The sequence below is a fragment of the Streptomyces sp. NPDC093591 genome (genome assembly GCF_044764885.1).
Lineage (GTDB): Bacteria > Actinomycetota > Actinomycetes > Streptomycetales > Streptomycetaceae > Streptomyces.
In genome coordinates, this window is record NZ_JBIWIY010000005.1 from 319,548 (window position 1) to 338,203 (window position 18,656).

Here is an 18,656-nt window from a genome sequence, read left to right on the forward strand (position 1 = left end):
TGAACGACAGCACGAAGCCGCCCGCGGGAGGTGGGCCTCCGCGGACGGCCCCTGTTCTCAAGGTGGTTCAGCGAAAGCCCGGCCGTGACACGGGCGCCGGCGGAGGCGGTGGGGACGCACCCTCGCGGGCCTGTCCCCGTGTCGGCGCCCTGCTCGACGGGGCTCGTGGCCTCCGTGGGTCTCCGGCCTTACGGTTGCTCGGGCCTGTCGCGGTCCATGCCGAGTTCGCGCTCCATCCGCTGCTGCGCCTCGTCGACCTGGCTCTCGTACTTGTTGCCCGTCTTCTCGTTGGCCTTCCGTTCCGCGGCGTCGGACATGTTGCCGGCCTTGTCCTGCGCGTGGCGGTTCTTGAACCTGTCGAAGATGCCCATCCAGAGCTCCTTCCAGGGGTGACTCACATCGACGATACGCCCGAGTTGTGAGGTATGCGCGCTTGAGCCCGTTGTGGTCTGGACCTCTTGGATGCCGCGGTGCGCCGGGTCGCTACCGTGTGCCCGACGGCGTACCAGGGAAAAACCGCCTGTGCGGGGCGGAGCGGGCGACAAAGGGAGGGGCGCGTAGTGATGCGTCTGAGGGGCGGGGCGGCGAGCGCCGCGGCGATGCTCGGCATGGTGCTGGTGCTGGCGGGGTGCGAGAACGTCGACCTACCCGTGGACAGCGAGCCCACCGGCTCCGTCCCGGCTACGGGTTCCGGCCGCGCCGTGAGCCCCCTGGACAACCCCGACGGCACCAAGCCGGGGCTCGCGCCCCTCACCGCGGACGCCGACCGGGCCGAGGCGCGGGCCCTCATCGGGAAGGTGGCGACGAAGGGGCGCGGCCCGAAAACCGGCTACGACCGCGACGAGTTCGGCTACGCGTGGATGGACTCGGCCCCGGGCGGCATCCCGTTCGCCCGCAACGGCTGCGACACCCGCAACGACCTCCTGCAACGCGACGGCGAGGACGTCCGCTTCCGCTCCGGCTCGGACTGCGTCGTGACCTCCATGACCCTGCACGACCCGTACACCGGCCGGACGATCGACTGGGCCAAGTCCCGCGCCACGACCGTACAGATCGACCACGTCATGCCGCTGTCGTACGACTGGCAGATGGGCGCCTCCCGCTGGCCCAAGGGCAAACGCCAGGACATCGCCAACGACCCCCTCAACCTCATACCGGTCGACGGCCGCACCAACAGCTCCAAGGGCGACTCCGGCCCCGCGTCCTGGCTGCCCCCGAACAAGCGGATCCGCTGCTCGTACGCGGTGCGCTTCGCCCAGGTGTCGCTGAAGTACGAACTTCCCGTGACGGCCGCCGACAAGGAGACGATGCTGCGGCAGTGCGGCGGGTGACCCGGCGCGCGACCGGGAGCCGAGTGGTGCGTCGAAAACGGCTGTCCGCCGCAGCCGCGCCGCGCTTACGGTGACGCGCATGGAGTTGAAGATATCGAGCCTCGCCGAACGCCCCGAGATGCTCCAGCGGGTCCTCGACATGGCGGACACCTGGCCGCAGTTCACGGTCCAGGACCTCGTGGGCAACGCCCACTACGGCCGGATTCCCCACGAACTCCCGCAGTACGTGCAGTTCGCCGAGGACGAGCGGGGCGAGGTCGTCGCCCACGCCTACAGCGTGCCCTTCGCCCTCGCCGCCGAAGGCCGCGGCCGGCTGCCCGCGCGGGGCTGGGACGAGGTGCTCGTGTGGGCCTTCGCCGACCTGCGCCGCGGCACCCCGCCGGACACGGTCAGCGCCATCTCCGTCGTCATCGCCCCGCACGCCCAGGGCGGCGGCCTGTCCGCCCGGATGCTCTCCGCGATGCGCGACAACGCCCGCGCCCACGGCTTCCGTGAGGTCGTCGCCCCGGTCCGCCCCAACGCCAAGTACCTCGAACCGCACACCCCCATCGAGGAGTACGCCCGTCGCGTACGCCCCGACGGCCTGCCCCACGACCCGTGGCTGCGCGTCCACGCCCGTGCCGGCGCCACCATCGACTCCATCGCCCCGGCCTCCATGACCGTCGCCGGCTCGCTGGAGCAGTGGCGCCGCTGGACCGGCCTGCCCTTCGACACCGCGGGCGACATCGAGGTGCCCGGCGCGCTGGCACCGGTGCGGTGCGAGCCGGAGCGGGACCACGCGGTGTATGTCGAGCCCAACGTGTGGATGCGGCATCCGCTGTAGACCGCATGCGCACTCCCGGGGTGAGAGCGGCAGGGCGTCTTGATCCGGAGGCCGGGCCTCCGCGTGACCTGCGTCGTCGTAGGAAGTGATCAGCCCTACAACGGTTCGGTACAACCGGTGACCGTATGTCGGTGTCGACCTATACGCTCGAAGCGACCATCGCACGACCGAGGTTGCCCCGCCCCGCACCGGGCGGGGCCGGTCGGCGCCGTACGCCCCCTTCAGGCACCAGGAGCAGTCATGCAAGGCCACGGCTACACGCAGCCGGTGAAGCAGCAGCCGCCCACCGGGGTGCTGGTCTTCCTGCGCGTGTTCTTCGTCGTGATCTCCGTGTGCAGCTTCGGCATGCTGATGTGGACGATGATGCTGCGCCTGGCCATCGTGACCCGCAAGGCGCTCGACTGGTGCCTGTTCGCGGCGTCGATCGTGGTGGAGTTCCTCGGCCTCTACCTGATGGGTTCCGAGCCCGGCGAGGAGATCCACACCGCGGGCGGCTGGACGGGCTTCACCCTCGTCCTGGGCGGCCTCGTCGCCTCGATCTCCTACTACCTCGCCGCGGAGATACGCCACTTCCACCAGCTCCGCTTCCCCGGCCACCCCGCCCAGCAGGCCCCGGCCTACGGCTACCCGCAGCCCCAGTCGCCGTACACCGCCACGACCGTGCCCCAGACACCGCCGATACCTCAGGCGCCGATACCTCACACCCCCATACCCCGGACGCCGGCACCCCCGTCGCCGGAACCTCGCGACGCCGCCCCCCACGCCCCGGTACCGCCGCCCCCGGCCCCGCGCCCCGCGCCCGCGCGCATCGACCAGGTGCGTGCCGAGCTCGACGAGCTCAGTGACTACCTGCGTCAGCACGACGGCAGGCAGAGCGGCACCGACGAGGGCGGAAGGTGACCGTGGCGACAGGACGTGTCGTCGCAGGCCGCTATGAACTGTCCACGCTCATCGGACAGGGCGGCATGGGACAGGTCTGGACGGCGTACGACCAGCGGCTCGACCGGCGCGTGGCGGTGAAGCTGCTGCGCCCCGACAAGGTGGCCGGGCAGGAGGCGGACGAGCTGCGCCGCCGGTTCGTGCGCGAGTGCCGGGTCACCGCGCAGGTCGACCACCCCGGGCTCGTCACCGTGCACGACGCGGGCAGCGAGGGCGAGGAGCTGTTCCTCGTCATGCAGTACGTCGACGGCGCCGACCTCTCCGACCACCTCGGCGAGCACGCCCCGTACCCCTGGCAGTGGGCGGTCGCGGTCGCCGCGCAACTGTGCGCCGTACTGAGCGCCGTGCACGCCGTGCCGATCGTCCACCGCGACCTCAAGCCGCGCAACGTGATGGTGAAGCAGGACGGCACGGTCACCGTCCTCGACCTCGGCGTCGCCTCCGTCATGGACGCCGACACCACCCGCCTCACCCACACCGGCACCCCCATCGGCTCACCCGCCTACATGGCCCCCGAGCAGGCGATGGGCGGCGCGGTCGGCCCGTACACCGACCTGTACGCACTCGGCGTACTCCTGCACGAACTCCTCAGCGGCGACGTCCCGTTCTCCGGCTCGACGGCGCTCGGCGTGCTGCACCGGCACCTGTACGAGCCGCCGCTGCCCGTGCGCCGTATCCGCCCCGAGGTCCCCGAGGCACTCGAAGCCCTGGTCCTGCGCCTGCTCGCCAAGGACCCGCAGCACCGCCCCGCCTCCGCGCAGGAGGTGTACGAGGGCCTGGAGCCGCTCCTGCCCGCGCGCGGGACACCCACCGGATCGGCCCTCGACCCCACCCGCCCCTTCCTGCGCCCGCACGCCCCCTGGCCGGACCGCGCCCGCACCCCCGCGCCCCAGCCCGCCCCCGCCACACCCCTCACCCCCGCCACCGACAAGCCGGACGTCGCGCGCGCCGTCGACGAGGTCAAGCGCCTCCTCGGCGAGGGCCGTATCACCCAGGCCGTCGACATCCTCGGCGCGATCCTGCCCGCCGCCGCCGAACAGCACGGCGAGCACTCCCCGGTCGTGCGCACCCTGCGCAAGCAGTACGCGGCCACCCTCATGGACGACGGCCAGTACCGGCGCGCGCTGCCCGAACTGCGCCGCCTCGCCGACGAACGCGCCGCCGAGGCCGGCCAGGCCGACCCGCAGTCCCTGCGCTTCCGCTACGACACCGCCCACTGCCTGGAACAGCTCGGCGAACCGGCGGCCGCGCTCGCCGAGTACCGCGCGCTGCTGCCGTACTACGAGAACCAGTACGTCTCCGGCGACCCCCAGCTCGCCCATGACGTCCGCCGCCGCATCGGCCACCTCCTGCTCGCCGTCGGTGACCGCCCGGCCGCCCACGACACCCTGGCCCGCCTGCTGCTCGACGTGGAGCGCCTGCACGGCCCCGGCCACCCGCTCGCGGGGGAGGTACGGCGGACGCTGCAGTGGCTGGGGCAGGTGCGCGGCTGATTCTCCTGGTCAACGGCCAGGAGACCCGGAACGGCGACACGATCACCGTGGGCCGTGACACGTGCGACGCACCGGTGCGCATCACCGGCTGACGGATCGACCCGCCATGCGGGCGGCGCGTGGTGCCCGAAGTCCTGATGAATCGTTGGTCGAATGGGTTGGCCAGAGCTTGCCGACTGCCTACCATCGATCACCGCAAGACTTTGTGCACCGTCGCACAATCTCCTCGGGAGGTTTCCTTGCACCGCCGCCGTCGCACCGCGCTCCTGCTCTCCGCCGCGATCGCCGCGGCGCCTTTGCTCACCGCTTGCGGGAACGATGCGCATCCCGGCGCGGCGGCCGTCGTCGGCGGCCAGCGGATCACCGTCGCGCAGCTGGAGAACAGGGTGAGCGAGGTACGCGCGGCGCAGCGCGCGGCCGTGCCGGACGAGACCCAGTACGCGCAGGTCATCGCCAAGTCGGGCACCCTCCCGCGCGACGTCCTGCACAACCTCGTCCTCGACCGGGTGCTGCACCGCGCCGCGCAGGACGCGGGAGTGACCGTCACCCGCAAGGAACTCCAGAAGATGCGCTCCGAGCTGGAAGGGCAGGTCGGCGGGGCCAAGGCGCTGGAAACGGCCTGGCTCCAGCAGTACGGCATCGCCCCGGAGCGCCTCGACGAAAACCTCCGCCTCCAGCTCGAGGCCCAGAAACTCGCCGCCGCGCTCGGCACCGACACCGGCAAGCCGGCCTTCTGGAACGCCCTGGCCGAGGCGTCCAAGAAGCTCGACATCGACCTCAACCCGCGCTACGGCACCTGGGACGTCCAGAAGAGCAGCCGGGCCGACGCGAAAACGCCGTGGGTGCGCGAGGTGACGGCGGCGGGGACGCCGCAGACGGCGTAACCGGGCGGCGGGGCGGCAGCAGGCGGCGCCAGCGGTGCGGCGCGAGGCCGCCCGCCCCCTGTGGACAACGGCGGAGCCACCGGCCTGTGGATAACTCAGGGGGTTGTGCGTGGCTTGGGTTACGTTCGGATCGTGAACGCAACCAGTCCCGAAGCCGCCCCCGGCCGCATCGTCCTGCTCACCACCAGCCACCGCGTCGCCCCCGGCCTGCTGTCCTGGCCGGCATGGCAGGCGCTGCACGGCGCCGACCGGGTGCTGTGCGCGGATGGCGCGCATCCGCAGCTGCCGTATCTGCGCGAGGCCGCGATAGCGGTCGACGATGCCGCCCCGACCGCCGAGGAACTGGTCGACGCCTGCGCCGGCGGCCGCACGGTCGTGGTCGTGGCCACGGGGGAGGGCGAGCCGGCCCTGACGGACGGCCTGGCCCGCCTGGCGGGCAGTGGCCGGGTCCGGATGCCGGAGCTGGAGCTGCTCCCGGCCTCCTACGATCTCCCCGGCGCCCGCCTCCTCGACCTCGTCCAGGTCATGGACCGCATCCGCGCCGAGTGCCCGTGGTCCTCCCAGCAGACCCACAAGGGCCTGGCGAAGTACGGCATCGAGGAGGCGTACGAACTCGTCGAGGCGATCGAGGACGGCGACCGCGACGAGCTCCGCGAGGAACTGGGCGACGTCCTGTTGCAGGTCGTCTTCCACGCGCGGATCGCCGAGGAGGACCCGGAGTCCCCCTTCTCCATCGACGACGTGGCCGGCGGCATCGTCACCAAGCTCATCCACCGCCACCCGCACGTCTTCGGCGACGAGACGGCGACGACGCCCGAGGAGGTCAAGGAGCACTGGCTGCGCACCAAGGCCGTGGAGAAGCAGCGGAACTCGGTGACCGAGGGCGTACCCCTCGGCCAGCCCGGCCTCGCCCTCGCGGCGAAGCTGGCGTCGCGGGTGCGCACGGCGGGGCTGGAGGTGCCGCTGCCGTCGGGGGAGGGCATCGGGTACGAGCTGCTGGCGATGGCGGTCCGGGCGGAGGCGGCCGGGGTGGATCCGGAGGCGGCTTTGCGGGTTGCCGCGCGGGCTTACCGGGATGCCGTACGGGCTGCTGAGGGGGTGTCCTCTTAGTACCGTTGGCGCAACGGGTGGGTGCGAGCCGTGGGGGCCGGTGTGACAACGGAGTTGGAGGAGCTGCGGGACGCGTTGGTGCGCGCCATGGTCGACTCGCGGGACACCTCGCGGCGGGTATTCGACGCGCTGACGCGGTCGAGCGTCCCAGGGGCGGCGGACCTCTGGATCCGGACTGCGGGAGTCGCCTCCATCAACCGTACGGACGCCCGTGACTGGGTCAGGTTGCTGGCGACCCTGCGCAGAAACCATCCCCAGGAGTTCTCCGACCTCGAGGCGATCGCGGCCGCCCAGGCCGCTCCCGTACCCGCACCGGCCGGCACCGCGGCCGGTGACCACGTCGACTTCCGCGACTCCACGTTCCATGACCGTGTCGTGGGCGTGCAGTACAACCACTACGGCACCGTTCCCGCCCCGGCGCAGTGGCGGCCGGTGGAGGAGGTGGGGCCGCGGGAGTTCGGTGTACGCCCGACCCGGCCCGTCCCCGGGCTGCCCGACGTGCCGCCGTATGTGCCGCGCGACTGCGAAGGGAAGCTGCGTGCCCAGCTCGCCGGCGACAGCCTCGTGCTGATCCTGGGCGAACCGTGCGTGGGCAAGTCGTACACCGCCTGGCAGGGCGTGCGGTCACTGGAGGGGTACCGCCTGTACGCCCCGGACCCGGGCGAGGACCTCCGGCCGCTGGCGGCCACGCTGCAGGGCGAACCCGGCAAATACGTGGTCTGGCTGGACGAGCTGACCGGCCATCTCGGCGCGGGCGGCCTGGACCTCCGGCTCCTGGGGCGGCTCAACGAGCTCGGTGCCGTCGTGCTCGCGACGATGAGCCCCGACGAGTACTACCGGCGCCGGGCCGGGACCGCCCCCGGAGACCGGGTCGTCGCCGCGGCCCGCACGGTGGAGCTCGGGCGCGAGTGGAGCGAGGCGGAGCTGGCGCGGCTGGCGGCGCTCGACGACCGGCGGGCGTATCCGGCGTACATGTGGAGCGGCCGGGAGGGGGTCGCCACGTACTTCGCCGTCGGACATCACCTGTTCGACGAATGGCGTCGCGTGGGAACCCAACTGGAGCACCCGCGTGGGCAGTTACTGGTCCGGGCGGCGATCGATCTGGCTCGCTGCGGGGTCACGGGAGCGGTGCCGGCCGAGCTGCTCAGGAGGGTCCAGGAGCTGTACCGGGCGGAGGACCGGGAGTCGTTCGAGGACGCCCTGGCCTGGGCGACGGCGCCGATGTTCGGGGTTTCGGGGCTGCTCGTGGCGGGCGAGGAGGAGGGCACCTGGCGGGCGTACGGGGCGCTCGTCTCGGAGGCGCTGAGGTCGGGCGGCGATCTGGAGCCGGTGCCGGACGAGGTGTGGTGGACGCTGCTCGACGCGGCCCGCGAGCCGGACGCTCCGCTGGACTTCCCGGCTGTCCTGGACGCGGCCCGCACCGCGTTGCACGACCGCGTGGAGGCGGGGGACGTGGCGGTGGCGCTGGGGTTCGCTCGGCGCACCGAGGGCGACGAGCGTGAGGGGTGGCTGCGGCGGGCGGCGGACGCGGGGGATGCGGGGGCGGCCGTGGAGCTGGCGGAGATTCTGCGGGGGCGGGGGGAGGAGGGCGGTGCGCTCCCGTATCTGGAGCGGGCGGCTGCGGCGGGCAGCGCGAAGGCCGCGGCGTGGCTGGGCAGTCTCTTGCGGGAGCGGGCCGAGTACTGGCTGCGCGCGGCGGCGTCGGCGGGTGAGGGGGACGCGGCGCAGGAACTGGGCGACATGCTGGTGGGGCCCGGACGTGAGGAGGAGGCGCTGTGCTGGTACCGCAAGGCCGCGGCGGCGGGCCGCCGCGAGGTCGCGGGCAGTCTCGGCGTTCTGCTGTACCACTGGGGCAGGAAGGAGGACGCGGAGGAGTGGCTTCGGTATGCGGCGGCGTGGGGTGACGCGCGCGCCGCGAACCACCTCGGGCTTCTTCTCGAAGATCGGGAGGGCGCCGACCGTGTGTCCCTCTACCGGCAGGCGGCGGAGGGCGGCGACGCGTCCGGGGCGGTCAACCTCGGCGTCGAACTGGAGGAACTCGGCCGGGACAAGGAGGCACTGTCGTGGTATCTCGCGGGCCACGCACGGGGAGCCACTGAGGTCGAGTCGCTCATCGCCGAGCTACTGGAGAAGCGGGGGAAGGTCACGGAAGCCGAGGAGTGGCGCCGCAAGGCGGAAGCCGCAGACCCGGAAGGCCTCCTCGAAAGGCTCCCCCCACCACCGGGCAGTACCCCGGCCGACGCTCCGGATACCGTCAAGGAGTGACCAACCAGCCCCACCCCCCGGCCCCGACCACCCCCCAGGCCCCCGAACTCTTCACCTGGGAGTTCGCGACGGACCCCTACCCCGCCTACGCCTGGCTCCGCGAGCACGCGCCGGTGCACCGCACCCGCCTCCCCAGCGGCGTGGAGGCCTGGCTGGTCACCCGCTACACCGACGCCAAGCAGGCCCTCGCCGACGCCCGCCTGTCCAAGAACCCGGCCCACCACGACGAACCCGCCCACGCCAAGGGCAAGACCGGCATTCCGGGTGAGCGCAAGGCCGAGTTGATGACGCACCTGCTGAACATCGACCCGCCCGACCACACCCGCCTGCGCAGGCTCGTCTCCAAGGCCTTCACCCCTCGCCGCGTCGCCGAGTTCGCCCCTCGGGTGCAGGAGCTCACGGACCACCTCATCGACGGGTTCGCGCAGAAGGGGAGCGCCGACCTGATCCACGAGTTCGCCTTCCCGCTGCCCATCTACGCCATCTGCGATCTGCTCGGCGTCCCCCGCGAGGACCAGGACGACTTCCGGGACTGGGCCGGCATGATGATCCGGCACCAAGGCGGACCCCGGGGCGGCGTCGCACGGTCCGTGAAGAAGATGCGCGGCTATCTCGCCGACCTCATCCACCGCAAGCGCGAGGCACTCCCCGACACCCCCACCCCCGGCGAGGACCTCATCTCCGGCCTCATCCGCGCCTCCGACCACGGCGAGCACCTCACCGAGAACGAGGCCGCCGCCATGGCCTTCATCCTGCTGTTCGCCGGCTTCGAGACGACGGTCAACCTCATCGGCAACGGCACCTACGCCCTGCTCACCCACCCCGAGCAGCGCGCCCGCCTGCAGACCTCCCTCGCCGCGGACGAGACCGCCCTCCTCGAAACCGGCATCGAGGAACTCCTGCGCTACGACGGCCCCGTCGAACTCGCCACCTGGCGCTTCGCCACCGAACCGCTCACCATCGGCGGACAGCACATCGCACCCGGCGATCCGGTCCTCGTCGTTCTGGCCGCCGCCGACCGTGACCCGGAGCGGTTCACGGACCCCGACGTCCTCGACCTCGGCCGCCGAGACAACCAGCACCTCGGCTACGGCCACGGCATCCACTACTGTCTCGGCGCCCCGCTCGCCCGCCTGGAGGGCCAGACCGCCCTCGCCACGCTCCTCACCCGGCTGCCGGATCTGGAACTCGCCGTGGATCCTGCCGAGTTGCGTTGGCGGGGCGGCCTCATCATGCGCGGACTGCGTACGCTTCCGGTGGAGTTCACCCCTGTTGGGTGAGTACGTCCACCGGCGCAAACGTGACACGCGCTCAAGTCTGTGATCTTCACGTGATCTGCGCGGCATTAACTTGTGACAAGTGATCGTCTGCCTATACGTTCACGGATCAATGACGGCGCCCAGGTTTCAAGCGCCGCGGTCACCGTTGTCTCGCGAAAGGTCCCCGCATGCTCTCCGGGAACGGTCGTCACCGTCGCCCCCGTCAAGCTCCGGCGCTCCTCGTCGCGGCCGGAGTGACCGGGTCCGCCATCGCCATCCCGCTCCTCGGCGCCACGGGCGCGAGCGCGGCCGAGGGCACCGTGTGGGACAAGGTGGCCGACTGTGAGAGCGGCGGCTCCTGGAGCGCCGACAACGGCGACGGCCACTACGGCGGACTGCAACTGACCCAGGACGACTGGGAGAAGTACGGCGGCCTCGACTACGCCTCCAGCCCCAACCTGGCGAGCCGCTCCCAGCAGATAGCCGTGGCCCAGGACATCCTCGCGGACCAGGGGACCAGCCCTTGGGGCACCTGTGCGGTGCTCAACGGGCTCACCCAGAAGTCCGGTTCGGTCGACCTCGACACCGGCGTCGAGGAGGACTCGCCCTCTGAAGTGTCCGGATCATCCGGATTGCTCGATTCATCCAACTCGTCGAGTTCATCGAGTTCGAATTCATCGGACTCGTCCGATACGGCGGACACGTCTGGCGACTCCTCGAATTCCTCCGACTCCTCGAACTCGCCGAGCGGCTCTTCCGGCGGCTCGTCCGAATCGTCCCCAGATTCCTCTCCTTCTTCCTCTTCGCCCTCTTCATCCTCTACGACGGACAACTCCTCGAAGTCCGATACATCCGCGAACACGAGCGCCTCACAGTCGCCTGACGGCTCTCCCATAGAGACGCCCGAGAGTGACAATCAGGACAACTCGGAGCAGGGAGAGGGCTCCCGGAGCCTCGTCGACACCGGGGCCATCGACTCCGGAACGACCGGCTCCGGGCGTCATCGTGGGCCCAGTGCCGACGAGAGCGAGGCGACCGAGAGCGCCGTCAAGTCCTCCGGCCGCCATGCCTCGTACACCGTCCGCGCCGGCGACACTCTCGCCTCCATCGCCGACTCCCTTGAGCTCGACGGCGGATGGTCCGCGCTGTACGACGCGAACAAGCGGGCCATCGGGACTGACGCGAACCACATCTTCCCCGGTCAGACCCTGGAAGTCCCCGCCGAATAAGGGGCGAACAGGGTGAAAAACAGCCCGAGTTCACGTCATGATTCGCGCTGAATGTCCGCTTTGAATGCAGTGAGAGATAGATCTCAGAAGCCCTGATCGTCTTTGAAATTCCCCGAATCGCGTGGCTACGGTCATGACCGCTCGTCACCACGAGCCCCGGCTGCCGCAACGCCGAATCCTGCCAGCGGCCGTACGGGAACAGTCGTCGCGTAAAGCGCCGTAGGCAGGAGCGGGGGACCCAAGGTAAGCGCCGGGTCCGGCAGTTGAGGCCCTTCGGGGCCGCACGGCCGGAGTCGGCTAGGGGTGAAGCCGCGCATCAGGAGCCGAAAGGCGACGTGCGCGGCCGGGCAACTCAACCGGCCCGAACCCGACAGCTCACCTCGCAGGCGTCGGTGAGGGGATCTCTCCATGCTGTTTTCCAGCAAGGGCAAGCACCGTCGTCCGTCCAAGGCCGCTCGCGCCATAGCCGTCGTCGGTGTCACCGGCGCCGCCGCCGTGGCCGCCCCGCTGATGGCGGCCGGCAGCGCCTCCGCCGCCACCGCCTCCGAGTGGGACGCCGTCGCCCAGTGCGAGTCCGGCGGCAACTGGTCGATCAACACCGGCAACGGTTACTACGGCGGTCTGCAGTTCTCCGCCTCCACCTGGGCCGCGTACGGCGGCACGGCGTACGCCTCCACCGCCGACCAGGCCACCAAGGCCCAGCAGATCGAGATCGCCGAGAAGGTCCTTGCGGGCCAGGGCAAGGGCGCCTGGCCGCACTGCGGCACCGGCCTGTCGAGCGCCGCCTACAACGGCTCCGGCTCCTCGTCGAGCGGCTCCTCGCAGAGCAGCGAGAGCACCACCCGCTCCACCGAGCAGCAGTCGGCCTCCCGCTCCAGCGAGCGTCCCGCCACCAAGAAGAGCACCAAGACCGTCACCACCCCGACCGGCGAGAAGGTCAAGAAGGGCGACGGCGAGTACAAGGTCGTCAAGGGTGACACCCTCAGCTCGATCGCCGCGGAGCACGGCGTCAAGGGCGGCTGGGAGAAGCTCTTCCAGCTGAACAAGGACATCGTCGAGGACGCGAACCTGATCTACCCGGGTCAGCAGCTGCACCTGAAGTAGTACCGACAGCTGAACCACAGCGCCCTCACATCCGTGGACCTCATAGTGGAGGTCCCGTGAGGGTCACCCCCCGTCCCCCACGGGCTCCCCGCTCCGGTGCGTCTTCCCCCGTACGCACCGGGGCGGGGCTTTTTCTTTCCCTGTATGTCACCCACCCTTTGTTCCGGCAGTGAACAATGGGTACGGTTCGGTCCTGTCCACGGGACGGTCGGTCGGCTGCCGACGTCCCCGAGGCGGTTAGGCTCTAGTCGCAAGGCTCACAGCCCCGCACTACCAGCGTCACATCCACGAAGGAGATGCTCGTGCCGTCCATCGACGTCGTCGTAGCCCGGGAAATCCTCGACTCGCGAGGCAACCCCACCGTCGAGGTCGAGGTCGGCCTCGACGACGGCAGCACGGGTCGTGCCGCCGTTCCGTCCGGCGCCTCCACCGGCGCCTTCGAGGCCATCGAGCTCCGCGACGGCGACCAGAACCGCTACCTCGGCAAGGGTGTCGAGAAGGCCGTCCTCGCCGTCATCGAGCAGATCGGCCCGGAGCTCGTCGGCTACGACGCCACCGAGCAGCGCCTGATCGACCAGGCCATGTTCGACCTGGACGCCACCGACAACAAGGGCTCCCTCGGCGCCAACGCCATCCTCGGCGTCTCGCTCGCCGTCGCCCACGCCGCCTCCGAGGCCAGCGACCTCCCGCTCTTCCGCTACCTGGGCGGCCCGAACGCGCACCTGCTGCCGGTGCCGATGATGAACATCCTGAACGGCGGCTCGCACGCCGACTCCAACGTGGACATCCAGGAGTTCATGATCGCCCCGATCGGCGCGGAGACCTTCTCCGAGGCCCTGCGCTGGGGCGCCGAGGTCTACCACACCCTCAAGAAGGTGCTGAAGACCAAGGGCCTGTCCACCGGCCTCGGTGACGAGGGCGGCTTCGCCCCGAACCTGGAGTCCAACCGCGCCGCCCTCGACCTCATCGTCGAGGCCATCAAGCAGGCCGGTTACGTCCCCGGCGAGCAGATCGCCCTCGCGCTGGACGTCGCCGCGTCCGAGTTCTACAAGGACGGCAGCTACGAGTTCGAGGGCAAGTCCCGCTCGGCCGCCGAGATGACCGAGTACTACGAGGAGCTCGTCTCCGCGTACCCGCTGGTCTCCATCGAGGACCCGCTGTACGAGGACGACTGGGACGGCTGGAAGATCATCACCGACAAGCTCGGCGACAAGGTCCAGATCGTCGGCGACGACCTGTTCGTCACCAACCCCGAGCGCCTGGCCCGCGGCATCGAGGAGGGCGCCGCCAACGCCCTGCTCGTCAAGGTCAACCAGATCGGCTCGCTGACCGAGACCCTGGACGCCGTCGAGATGGCCCAGCGCAACGGCTTCAAGTGCATGATGTCCCACCGCTCCGGCGAGACCGAGGACGTCACCATCGCCGACCTCGCCGTCGCCGTGAACTGCGGTCAGATCAAGACCGGTGCCCCGGCCCGCTCGGACCGCGTCGCCAAGTACAACCAGCTGCTGCGCATCGAGGAGATCCTCGACGACGCCGCGGTGTACGCCGGCCGTAGCGCCTTCCCGCGCTTCAAGGGCTGAGTAGTGGCCTCGTAGGAAGCGTCGTACGTACGTCCCCGTACTCGGTCCCGTACCGTGTGCGGGGACGTACGCGTGTGAAACGGGAGGCGGGACATGGCCGTGAAGGACCGGGACCGGTTCTCCACCGCGACCAGGATCCGGTTGCTCGGAGAGCAGACGGCGGCCCGCGTCTACCGCTCCCAGACCAAGCGGCAGGCCCGGCGCTCCAGGCTCACCGGACGGGCCGCGCTGCTCGCGCTGGTCCTGTGCTCGCTGGTCGTGGCGCTCGCCTACCCCATAAGGCAGTACGTCTCCCAGCGCGCCGACGTCGCCGACATGCAGCGGCAGAAGGAAGAGGCCGCCAAGCGGGTCGAGCAGCTGCGCGACCTCAAGGCACGCTGGCAGGACGACGCCTACGCCGAGCAGCAGATCCGGCAGCGGCTGCACTATGTGATGCCCGGGGAGACCGGTTACGTCGTGATCGACCCGGACGCGGCCAAGCAGTCGCGGACCGAACTGGGCGCGGCCGACCGGCCCTGGTACACGAACATCTGGGACGGGGTCGACAAGGCCGACGCCGCCGATCACTGAGCCCAGCGAGAACCGATAGAAAGACAGGCATGCAAACGCCCCCGCCGCCCACCCCGCGCACCGAACCCACCGACGCGGACGTCGAGGCCTTCAAGCAGCAGCTCGGACGTCCGCCGCGCGGGCTGCGCGCGATCGCTCACCGGTGCCCGTGCGGGCAGCCGGACGTGGTCGAGACGGCTCCCCGGCTGCCCGACGGCACGCCCTTCCCGACGCTGTACTACCTGACGTGCCCCAAGGCGTCGTCGGCGATCGGCACGCTGGAGGCGAACGGCGTGATGAAGGAGATGACGGCGCGGCTGGAGAGTGATCCGGAGCTGGCCGCCGCGTATCGCTCCGCGCACGAGGACTACATTCGGCGACGTGACGAGATCGAGGAGCTGGCGGGTTTTCCGAGTGCGGGTGGGATGCCGGACCGGGTGAAGTGCCTGCATGTGCTGGTCGCGCACTCGTTGGCGGCCGGGCCCGGGGTCAATCCGCTGGGGGACGAGGCGATCGCGATGCTGCCCGAGTGGTGGGCGAAGGGGCCGTGCGTGGTTTCCGCCGAGTGATCTCGCCCCGCCAGGGGGCTGCCGCCCCCTGGACCCCCGCTTCGGCCCTTCGGGCCTCGTCCTCAAACGCCGGACGGGCTGAGTATGTCCCGCACATCGGAAAGGCACCCCTATGACCCGCGTCGCCGCCATCGACTGCGGTACCAACTCCATCCGGCTTCTCGTCGCCGATGTGGATCCCGCCACCGGCGAACTCGTCGACCTTGACCGCCGTATGACCATCGTGCGGCTCGGACAGGGCGTCGACCGGACCGGCCGGCTTGCCCCCGAGGCGCTGGAGCGGACCTTCGCCGCCTGCCGGGAGTACGCGGCGATCATCAAGGAGCACGGCGCCGAGCGGCTGCGCTTCGTCGCCACGTCCGCCTCCCGGGACGCGGAGAACCGGGACGAGTTCGTGCGCGGGGTCCTGGACATCCTGGGGGTCGAGCCCGAGGTCATCTCCGGGGACCAGGAGGCCGAGTTCTCCTTCACGGGGGCGACGAAGGAACTGGCCGAGCACGACCACCTTCCCAAGCCCTACCTGGTGGTGGACATCGGCGGCGGGTCGACCGAGTTCGTCGTGGGCGAGGAGCATGTGCGCGCGGCCCGTTCCGTGGACGTCGGCTGTGTGCGGATGACCGAGCGTCACCTGGTGCGTGACGGCGTCGTCTCCGACCCGCCCGCGGCGGAGCAGATCGCGGCGATGCGGGCCGACATCGAGGCGGCCCTCGACCTCGCCGAGGAGACGGTGCCGTTGCGGGAGGCGCGCACGTTGGTGGGGCTCGCCGGGTCCGTGACCACGGTGTCGGCGATCGCCCAGGAACTGCCCGAGTACGACTCGACCCGCATCCACCACTCGCGGATCAGCCACGACCGGGTCCGGGAGATCACCGACTGGCTGCTGCACTCCACCCACGCCGAGCGCGCGGCCGTACCGTCCATGCATCCGGGGCGAGTCGACGTCATCGCGGCGGGCGCCCTGGTGCTGCTCGCGATCATGGAACGGATCGGCGCGCGGGAGGTCGTCGTCAGCGAGCACGACATCCTCGACGGCATCGCCTTCAAGGTGGCGGAAGCCGCGCAAGAGGGTGAGCGCGGCGACTGACCCGCCGCGGAGACACGGAACGGCCCCGGTACCTCTGGTGAGGAACCGGGGCCGTCGTCTCGGCCCTTGCGGGCTATCCGTCAGTTACAGAGGAGTACGACGAGGCCGCTGCACCCCCCGCCGTCGTGGTGGTGGTGGCCGTCGTGGTGGTGACCGTGGTCGTGGCCGTGGCCGTCCGCGGCCCTTGCGGCGACGTGTGAGGCGGACGGGGCTGCCGCAGCGGTTGCGGCCGTCGCCGCCCCCACTGTGAGAGCGATGCCCAGAGCCGCGCCGACCGAGACTATTCGCGAGGTGGCCCGCGTGAGGGCCTTCTGTGAGGTGATCATGGCTGCACGTTATGCTCGCTTCTGCCGGATTTGCTCGCCGAGCGTGGCTGACCGGGTGACGGGGGTGCCGGGCGCGATGGCCGGGTGGTCCCGGTCGCACCCGCGGGGTGGTTCGGGTCTCGTTTGCTACCGATCGGTAGCCTCCGGTTGAGCAGGTCGGCTAGCGTATGAGCGCGCCCAGGGGGGCCTTTCGGGCCCTTCGGGAACCCTTCGCAGGCGCCCGCCGAAGAAACTTCGTGAAGTTCTTCACAAGGAATTCTGCCCTGTCGGAGCACTGATCGGCATCGGTTGACCCGTCCGAGGGGTGAACAGGCCCTTGAACATGTTCAGATGGGCGGTGTAAGGGTGCCCTGGGGGCTTCCCGAGGAAGGGCGTCGCGACCCGCTCACAGGGGGGCCGGAGACCCAGAGAGGCAGCTCACGCGGCATTGACAACGGGGTGCGGCACATCGCGGTTCCCGATCGTGACCATGACCTGCGTCACGCGGGCCGGGGATGGTAGCACAGCCCCTGCAAGAGCTTGTGAAGGGGCGCACGAGCGACCCCCCTGAACCGGGTGGATACTCGATGGCATGAGCACCACGGAGCGTCCCAGGATCCTCGTAGTAGGCGGTGGGTACGTAGGCCTGTACGCAGCTCGGCGCATTCTCAAGAAGATGCGCTACGGCGAGGCGACCGTCACGGTCGTCGACCCCCGGTCGTACATGACCTACCAGCCCTTCCTCCCCGAAACCGCCGCCGGCAACATCTCCCCGCGCCACGTCGTCGTCCCGCTGCGACGCGTGCTGCCGAAGGCGGAGGTCCTCACCGGCCGGGTCACCACCATCGACCAGGACCGCAAGGTCGCCACGATCGCCCCGCTGGTGGGCGAGGCGTACGAGCTGCCCTTCGACTACCTGGTCATCGCGATGGGCGCGGTCTCCCGCACCTTCCCGATCCCCGGCCTCGCCGAGCAGGGCATCGGCATGAAGGGCATCGAGGAGGCCATCGGCCTGCGCAACCACGTCCTCGAGCAGCTCGACAAGGCCGACTCCACGACCGACGAGGAGATCCGCCGCAAGGCGCTCACCTTCGTCTTCATCGGCGGTGGCTTCGCGGGCGCGGAGACCATCGGCGAGGTCGAGGACATGGCCCGCGACGCGGCCAAGTACTACACCAACGTCTCCCGCGAGGACATGCGGTTCATCCTCGTCGACGCCGCCGACAAGATCCTTCCCGAGGTCGGCCCGAAGCTGGGCGCCTACGGCAAGGAGCACCTGGAGAGCCGGGGCGTGGAGATCTACCTCTCCACCTCGATGGACTCCTGCGTCGACGGCCACGTCGTGCTGAAGAACGGGCTCGAGGTCGACTCCAACACGATCGTGTGGACGGCCGGCGTCAAGCCGAACCCGGCCCTCGGCCGCTTCGGTCTGCCGCTGGGCCCCCGCGGTCACGTCGACTGCGAGACGACGCTCCAGGTCAAGGGCACCGACTACATCTGGGCCGCGGGCGACAACGCCCAGGTCCCGGACCTCGTCGGCCGCAAGGCGGGCAACGAGAACGCCTGGTGCCCGCCGAACGCGCAGCACGCCCTGCGTCAGGCCCGCGTCCTCGGCGACAACGTGATCTCCGGTATGCGGGGCTTCCCGCAGAAGGACTACTCGCACGCCAACAAGGGCGCGGTGGCGGGCCTCGGCCTCCACAAGGGCGTGGCGATGATCGTCATGGGCAAGATGAAGATCAAGCTCAAGGGCCGTCTCGCCTGGTACATGCACCGCGGCTACCACGGTCTGGCGATGCCGACCTGGAACCGCAAGGTCCGCGTCTTCGCCGACTGGACCCTCGGCATGTTCCTCAAGCGCGAGGTCGTCTCCCTCGGCGCGATGGAGCACCCGCGCGAGGAGTTCTACGAGGCCGCCAAGCCGGCGCCGGTCGCCGCCGCGAGCAAGGCCGACAAGGGCGAGAAGGCCAAGGCCTCCTGACCCCGACCGGTCGCTGAACCAACCGAAGGGCCTCCCGCCATCCGTGGTGCGGGAGGTCCTTCGGCGTTCGGGGATCCGTGACGGTTGTTTGCCCAGCCGTAACGCGCGTGGGGGACTGCGCACGGGGCGCGCAGGTGTTTACGTGGTG

General features: G+C 70.5%; 17 protein-coding genes and 1 riboswitch. Of the genes, 15 read left to right on the plus strand and 2 right to left on the minus strand.

What is annotated here, in order from left to right; translation table 11 throughout:
• Positions 1-188 precede the first annotated feature (188 nt).
• Positions 189-371 (minus strand): Rv0909 family putative TA system antitoxin, encoded by a 183-nt coding sequence (locus ACIREI_RS13705; protein ID WP_403331701.1) that lies wholly within the window; start codon positions 369-371, stop codon positions 189-191.
• 192 nt (positions 372-563) lie between these two features.
• On the opposite strand from ACIREI_RS13705, the gene ACIREI_RS13710 reads away from it, so the two are divergent.
• The 14 genes from ACIREI_RS13710 to ACIREI_RS13775 all read left to right on the plus strand — a co-directional run bounded on the left by ACIREI_RS13710 (position 564) and on the right by ACIREI_RS13775 (position 16,222).
• Positions 564-1,331, plus strand: a complete 768-nt coding sequence (locus ACIREI_RS13710; protein WP_403331989.1) for an HNH endonuclease family protein — start codon at positions 564-566, stop codon at positions 1,329-1,331.
• Positions 1,332-1,410: 79 nt separating this feature from the next.
• Positions 1,411-2,154, plus strand: coding sequence for an N-acetyltransferase (locus ACIREI_RS13715; protein WP_403331704.1), 744 nt, complete (start codon positions 1,411-1,413; stop codon positions 2,152-2,154).
• 240 nt (positions 2,155-2,394) lie between these two features.
• Complete coding sequence (locus tag ACIREI_RS13720) at positions 2,395-3,054, plus strand: hypothetical protein (RefSeq protein WP_403331707.1); 660 nt, start codon at positions 2,395-2,397, stop codon at positions 3,052-3,054.
• Positions 3,055-3,092: 38 nt separating this feature from the next.
• Positions 3,093-4,586 (plus strand): protein kinase, encoded by a 1,494-nt coding sequence (locus tag ACIREI_RS13725; protein ID WP_403331992.1) that lies wholly within the window; start codon positions 3,093-3,095, stop codon positions 4,584-4,586.
• 239 nt (positions 4,587-4,825) lie between these two features.
• Complete coding sequence (locus tag ACIREI_RS13730) at positions 4,826-5,470, plus strand: SurA N-terminal domain-containing protein (protein WP_403331710.1); 645 nt, start codon at positions 4,826-4,828, stop codon at positions 5,468-5,470.
• Positions 5,471-5,602: 132 nt separating this feature from the next.
• The gene (locus ACIREI_RS13735; RefSeq protein WP_403331713.1) at positions 5,603-6,580 is read left to right on the plus strand and encodes a nucleoside triphosphate pyrophosphohydrolase; all 978 of its coding nucleotides are present in this window, start codon (positions 5,603-5,605) and stop codon (positions 6,578-6,580) included.
• 42 nt (positions 6,581-6,622) lie between these two features.
• Positions 6,623-8,845: a hypothetical protein gene (locus tag ACIREI_RS13740; protein ID WP_403331716.1), complete on the plus strand. Its 2,223-nt coding sequence runs from the start codon at positions 6,623-6,625 to the stop codon at positions 8,843-8,845.
• Entirely contained in the window at positions 8,842-10,125 is a 1,284-nt protein-coding gene (locus tag ACIREI_RS13745; protein ID WP_403331719.1) for a cytochrome P450, read from the plus strand. Before ACIREI_RS13740 ends, ACIREI_RS13745 begins: the two co-directional genes overlap by 4 nt.
• Before the next feature lie 167 nt (positions 10,126-10,292).
• The gene (locus ACIREI_RS13750; protein WP_403331722.1) at positions 10,293-11,333 is read left to right on the plus strand and encodes a transglycosylase family protein; all 1,041 of its coding nucleotides are present in this window, start codon (positions 10,293-10,295) and stop codon (positions 11,331-11,333) included.
• A gap of 205 nt (positions 11,334-11,538) precedes the next feature.
• Positions 11,539-11,737, plus strand: a riboswitch (cyclic di-AMP (ydaO/yuaA leader).
• Positions 11,738-11,741: 4 nt separating this feature from the next.
• The gene (locus tag ACIREI_RS13755; RefSeq protein ID WP_403331724.1) at positions 11,742-12,437 is read left to right on the plus strand and encodes a transglycosylase family protein; all 696 of its coding nucleotides are present in this window, start codon (positions 11,742-11,744) and stop codon (positions 12,435-12,437) included.
• A gap of 296 nt (positions 12,438-12,733) precedes the next feature.
• On the plus strand, positions 12,734-14,020 hold the full coding sequence (gene eno / locus ACIREI_RS13760; protein WP_403331727.1) for a phosphopyruvate hydratase: 1,287 nt from the start codon (positions 12,734-12,736) through the stop codon (positions 14,018-14,020).
• Positions 14,021-14,113: 93 nt separating this feature from the next.
• Positions 14,114-14,590: a septum formation initiator family protein gene (locus ACIREI_RS13765; protein WP_403331730.1), complete on the plus strand. Its 477-nt coding sequence runs from the start codon at positions 14,114-14,116 to the stop codon at positions 14,588-14,590.
• A gap of 29 nt (positions 14,591-14,619) precedes the next feature.
• The gene (locus tag ACIREI_RS13770; RefSeq protein ID WP_403331732.1) at positions 14,620-15,138 is read left to right on the plus strand and encodes a DUF501 domain-containing protein; all 519 of its coding nucleotides are present in this window, start codon (positions 14,620-14,622) and stop codon (positions 15,136-15,138) included.
• 112 nt (positions 15,139-15,250) lie between these two features.
• Complete coding sequence (locus tag ACIREI_RS13775) at positions 15,251-16,222, plus strand: exopolyphosphatase (protein WP_403331735.1); 972 nt, start codon at positions 15,251-15,253, stop codon at positions 16,220-16,222.
• Between the two features lie 80 nt (positions 16,223-16,302).
• On the opposite strand, the gene ACIREI_RS13780 is transcribed toward ACIREI_RS13775, so the two are convergent.
• Positions 16,303-16,548, minus strand: a complete 246-nt coding sequence (locus tag ACIREI_RS13780; RefSeq protein WP_403331738.1) for a hypothetical protein — start codon at positions 16,546-16,548, stop codon at positions 16,303-16,305.
• A 571-nt stretch (positions 16,549-17,119) separates the two neighbouring features.
• On the opposite strand from ACIREI_RS13780, the gene ACIREI_RS13785 reads away from it, so the two are divergent.
• The gene (locus ACIREI_RS13785) at positions 17,120-18,508 is read left to right on the plus strand and encodes an NAD(P)/FAD-dependent oxidoreductase (protein WP_302000121.1); all 1,389 of its coding nucleotides are present in this window, start codon (positions 17,120-17,122) and stop codon (positions 18,506-18,508) included.
• Positions 18,509-18,656 lie beyond the last annotated feature (148 nt).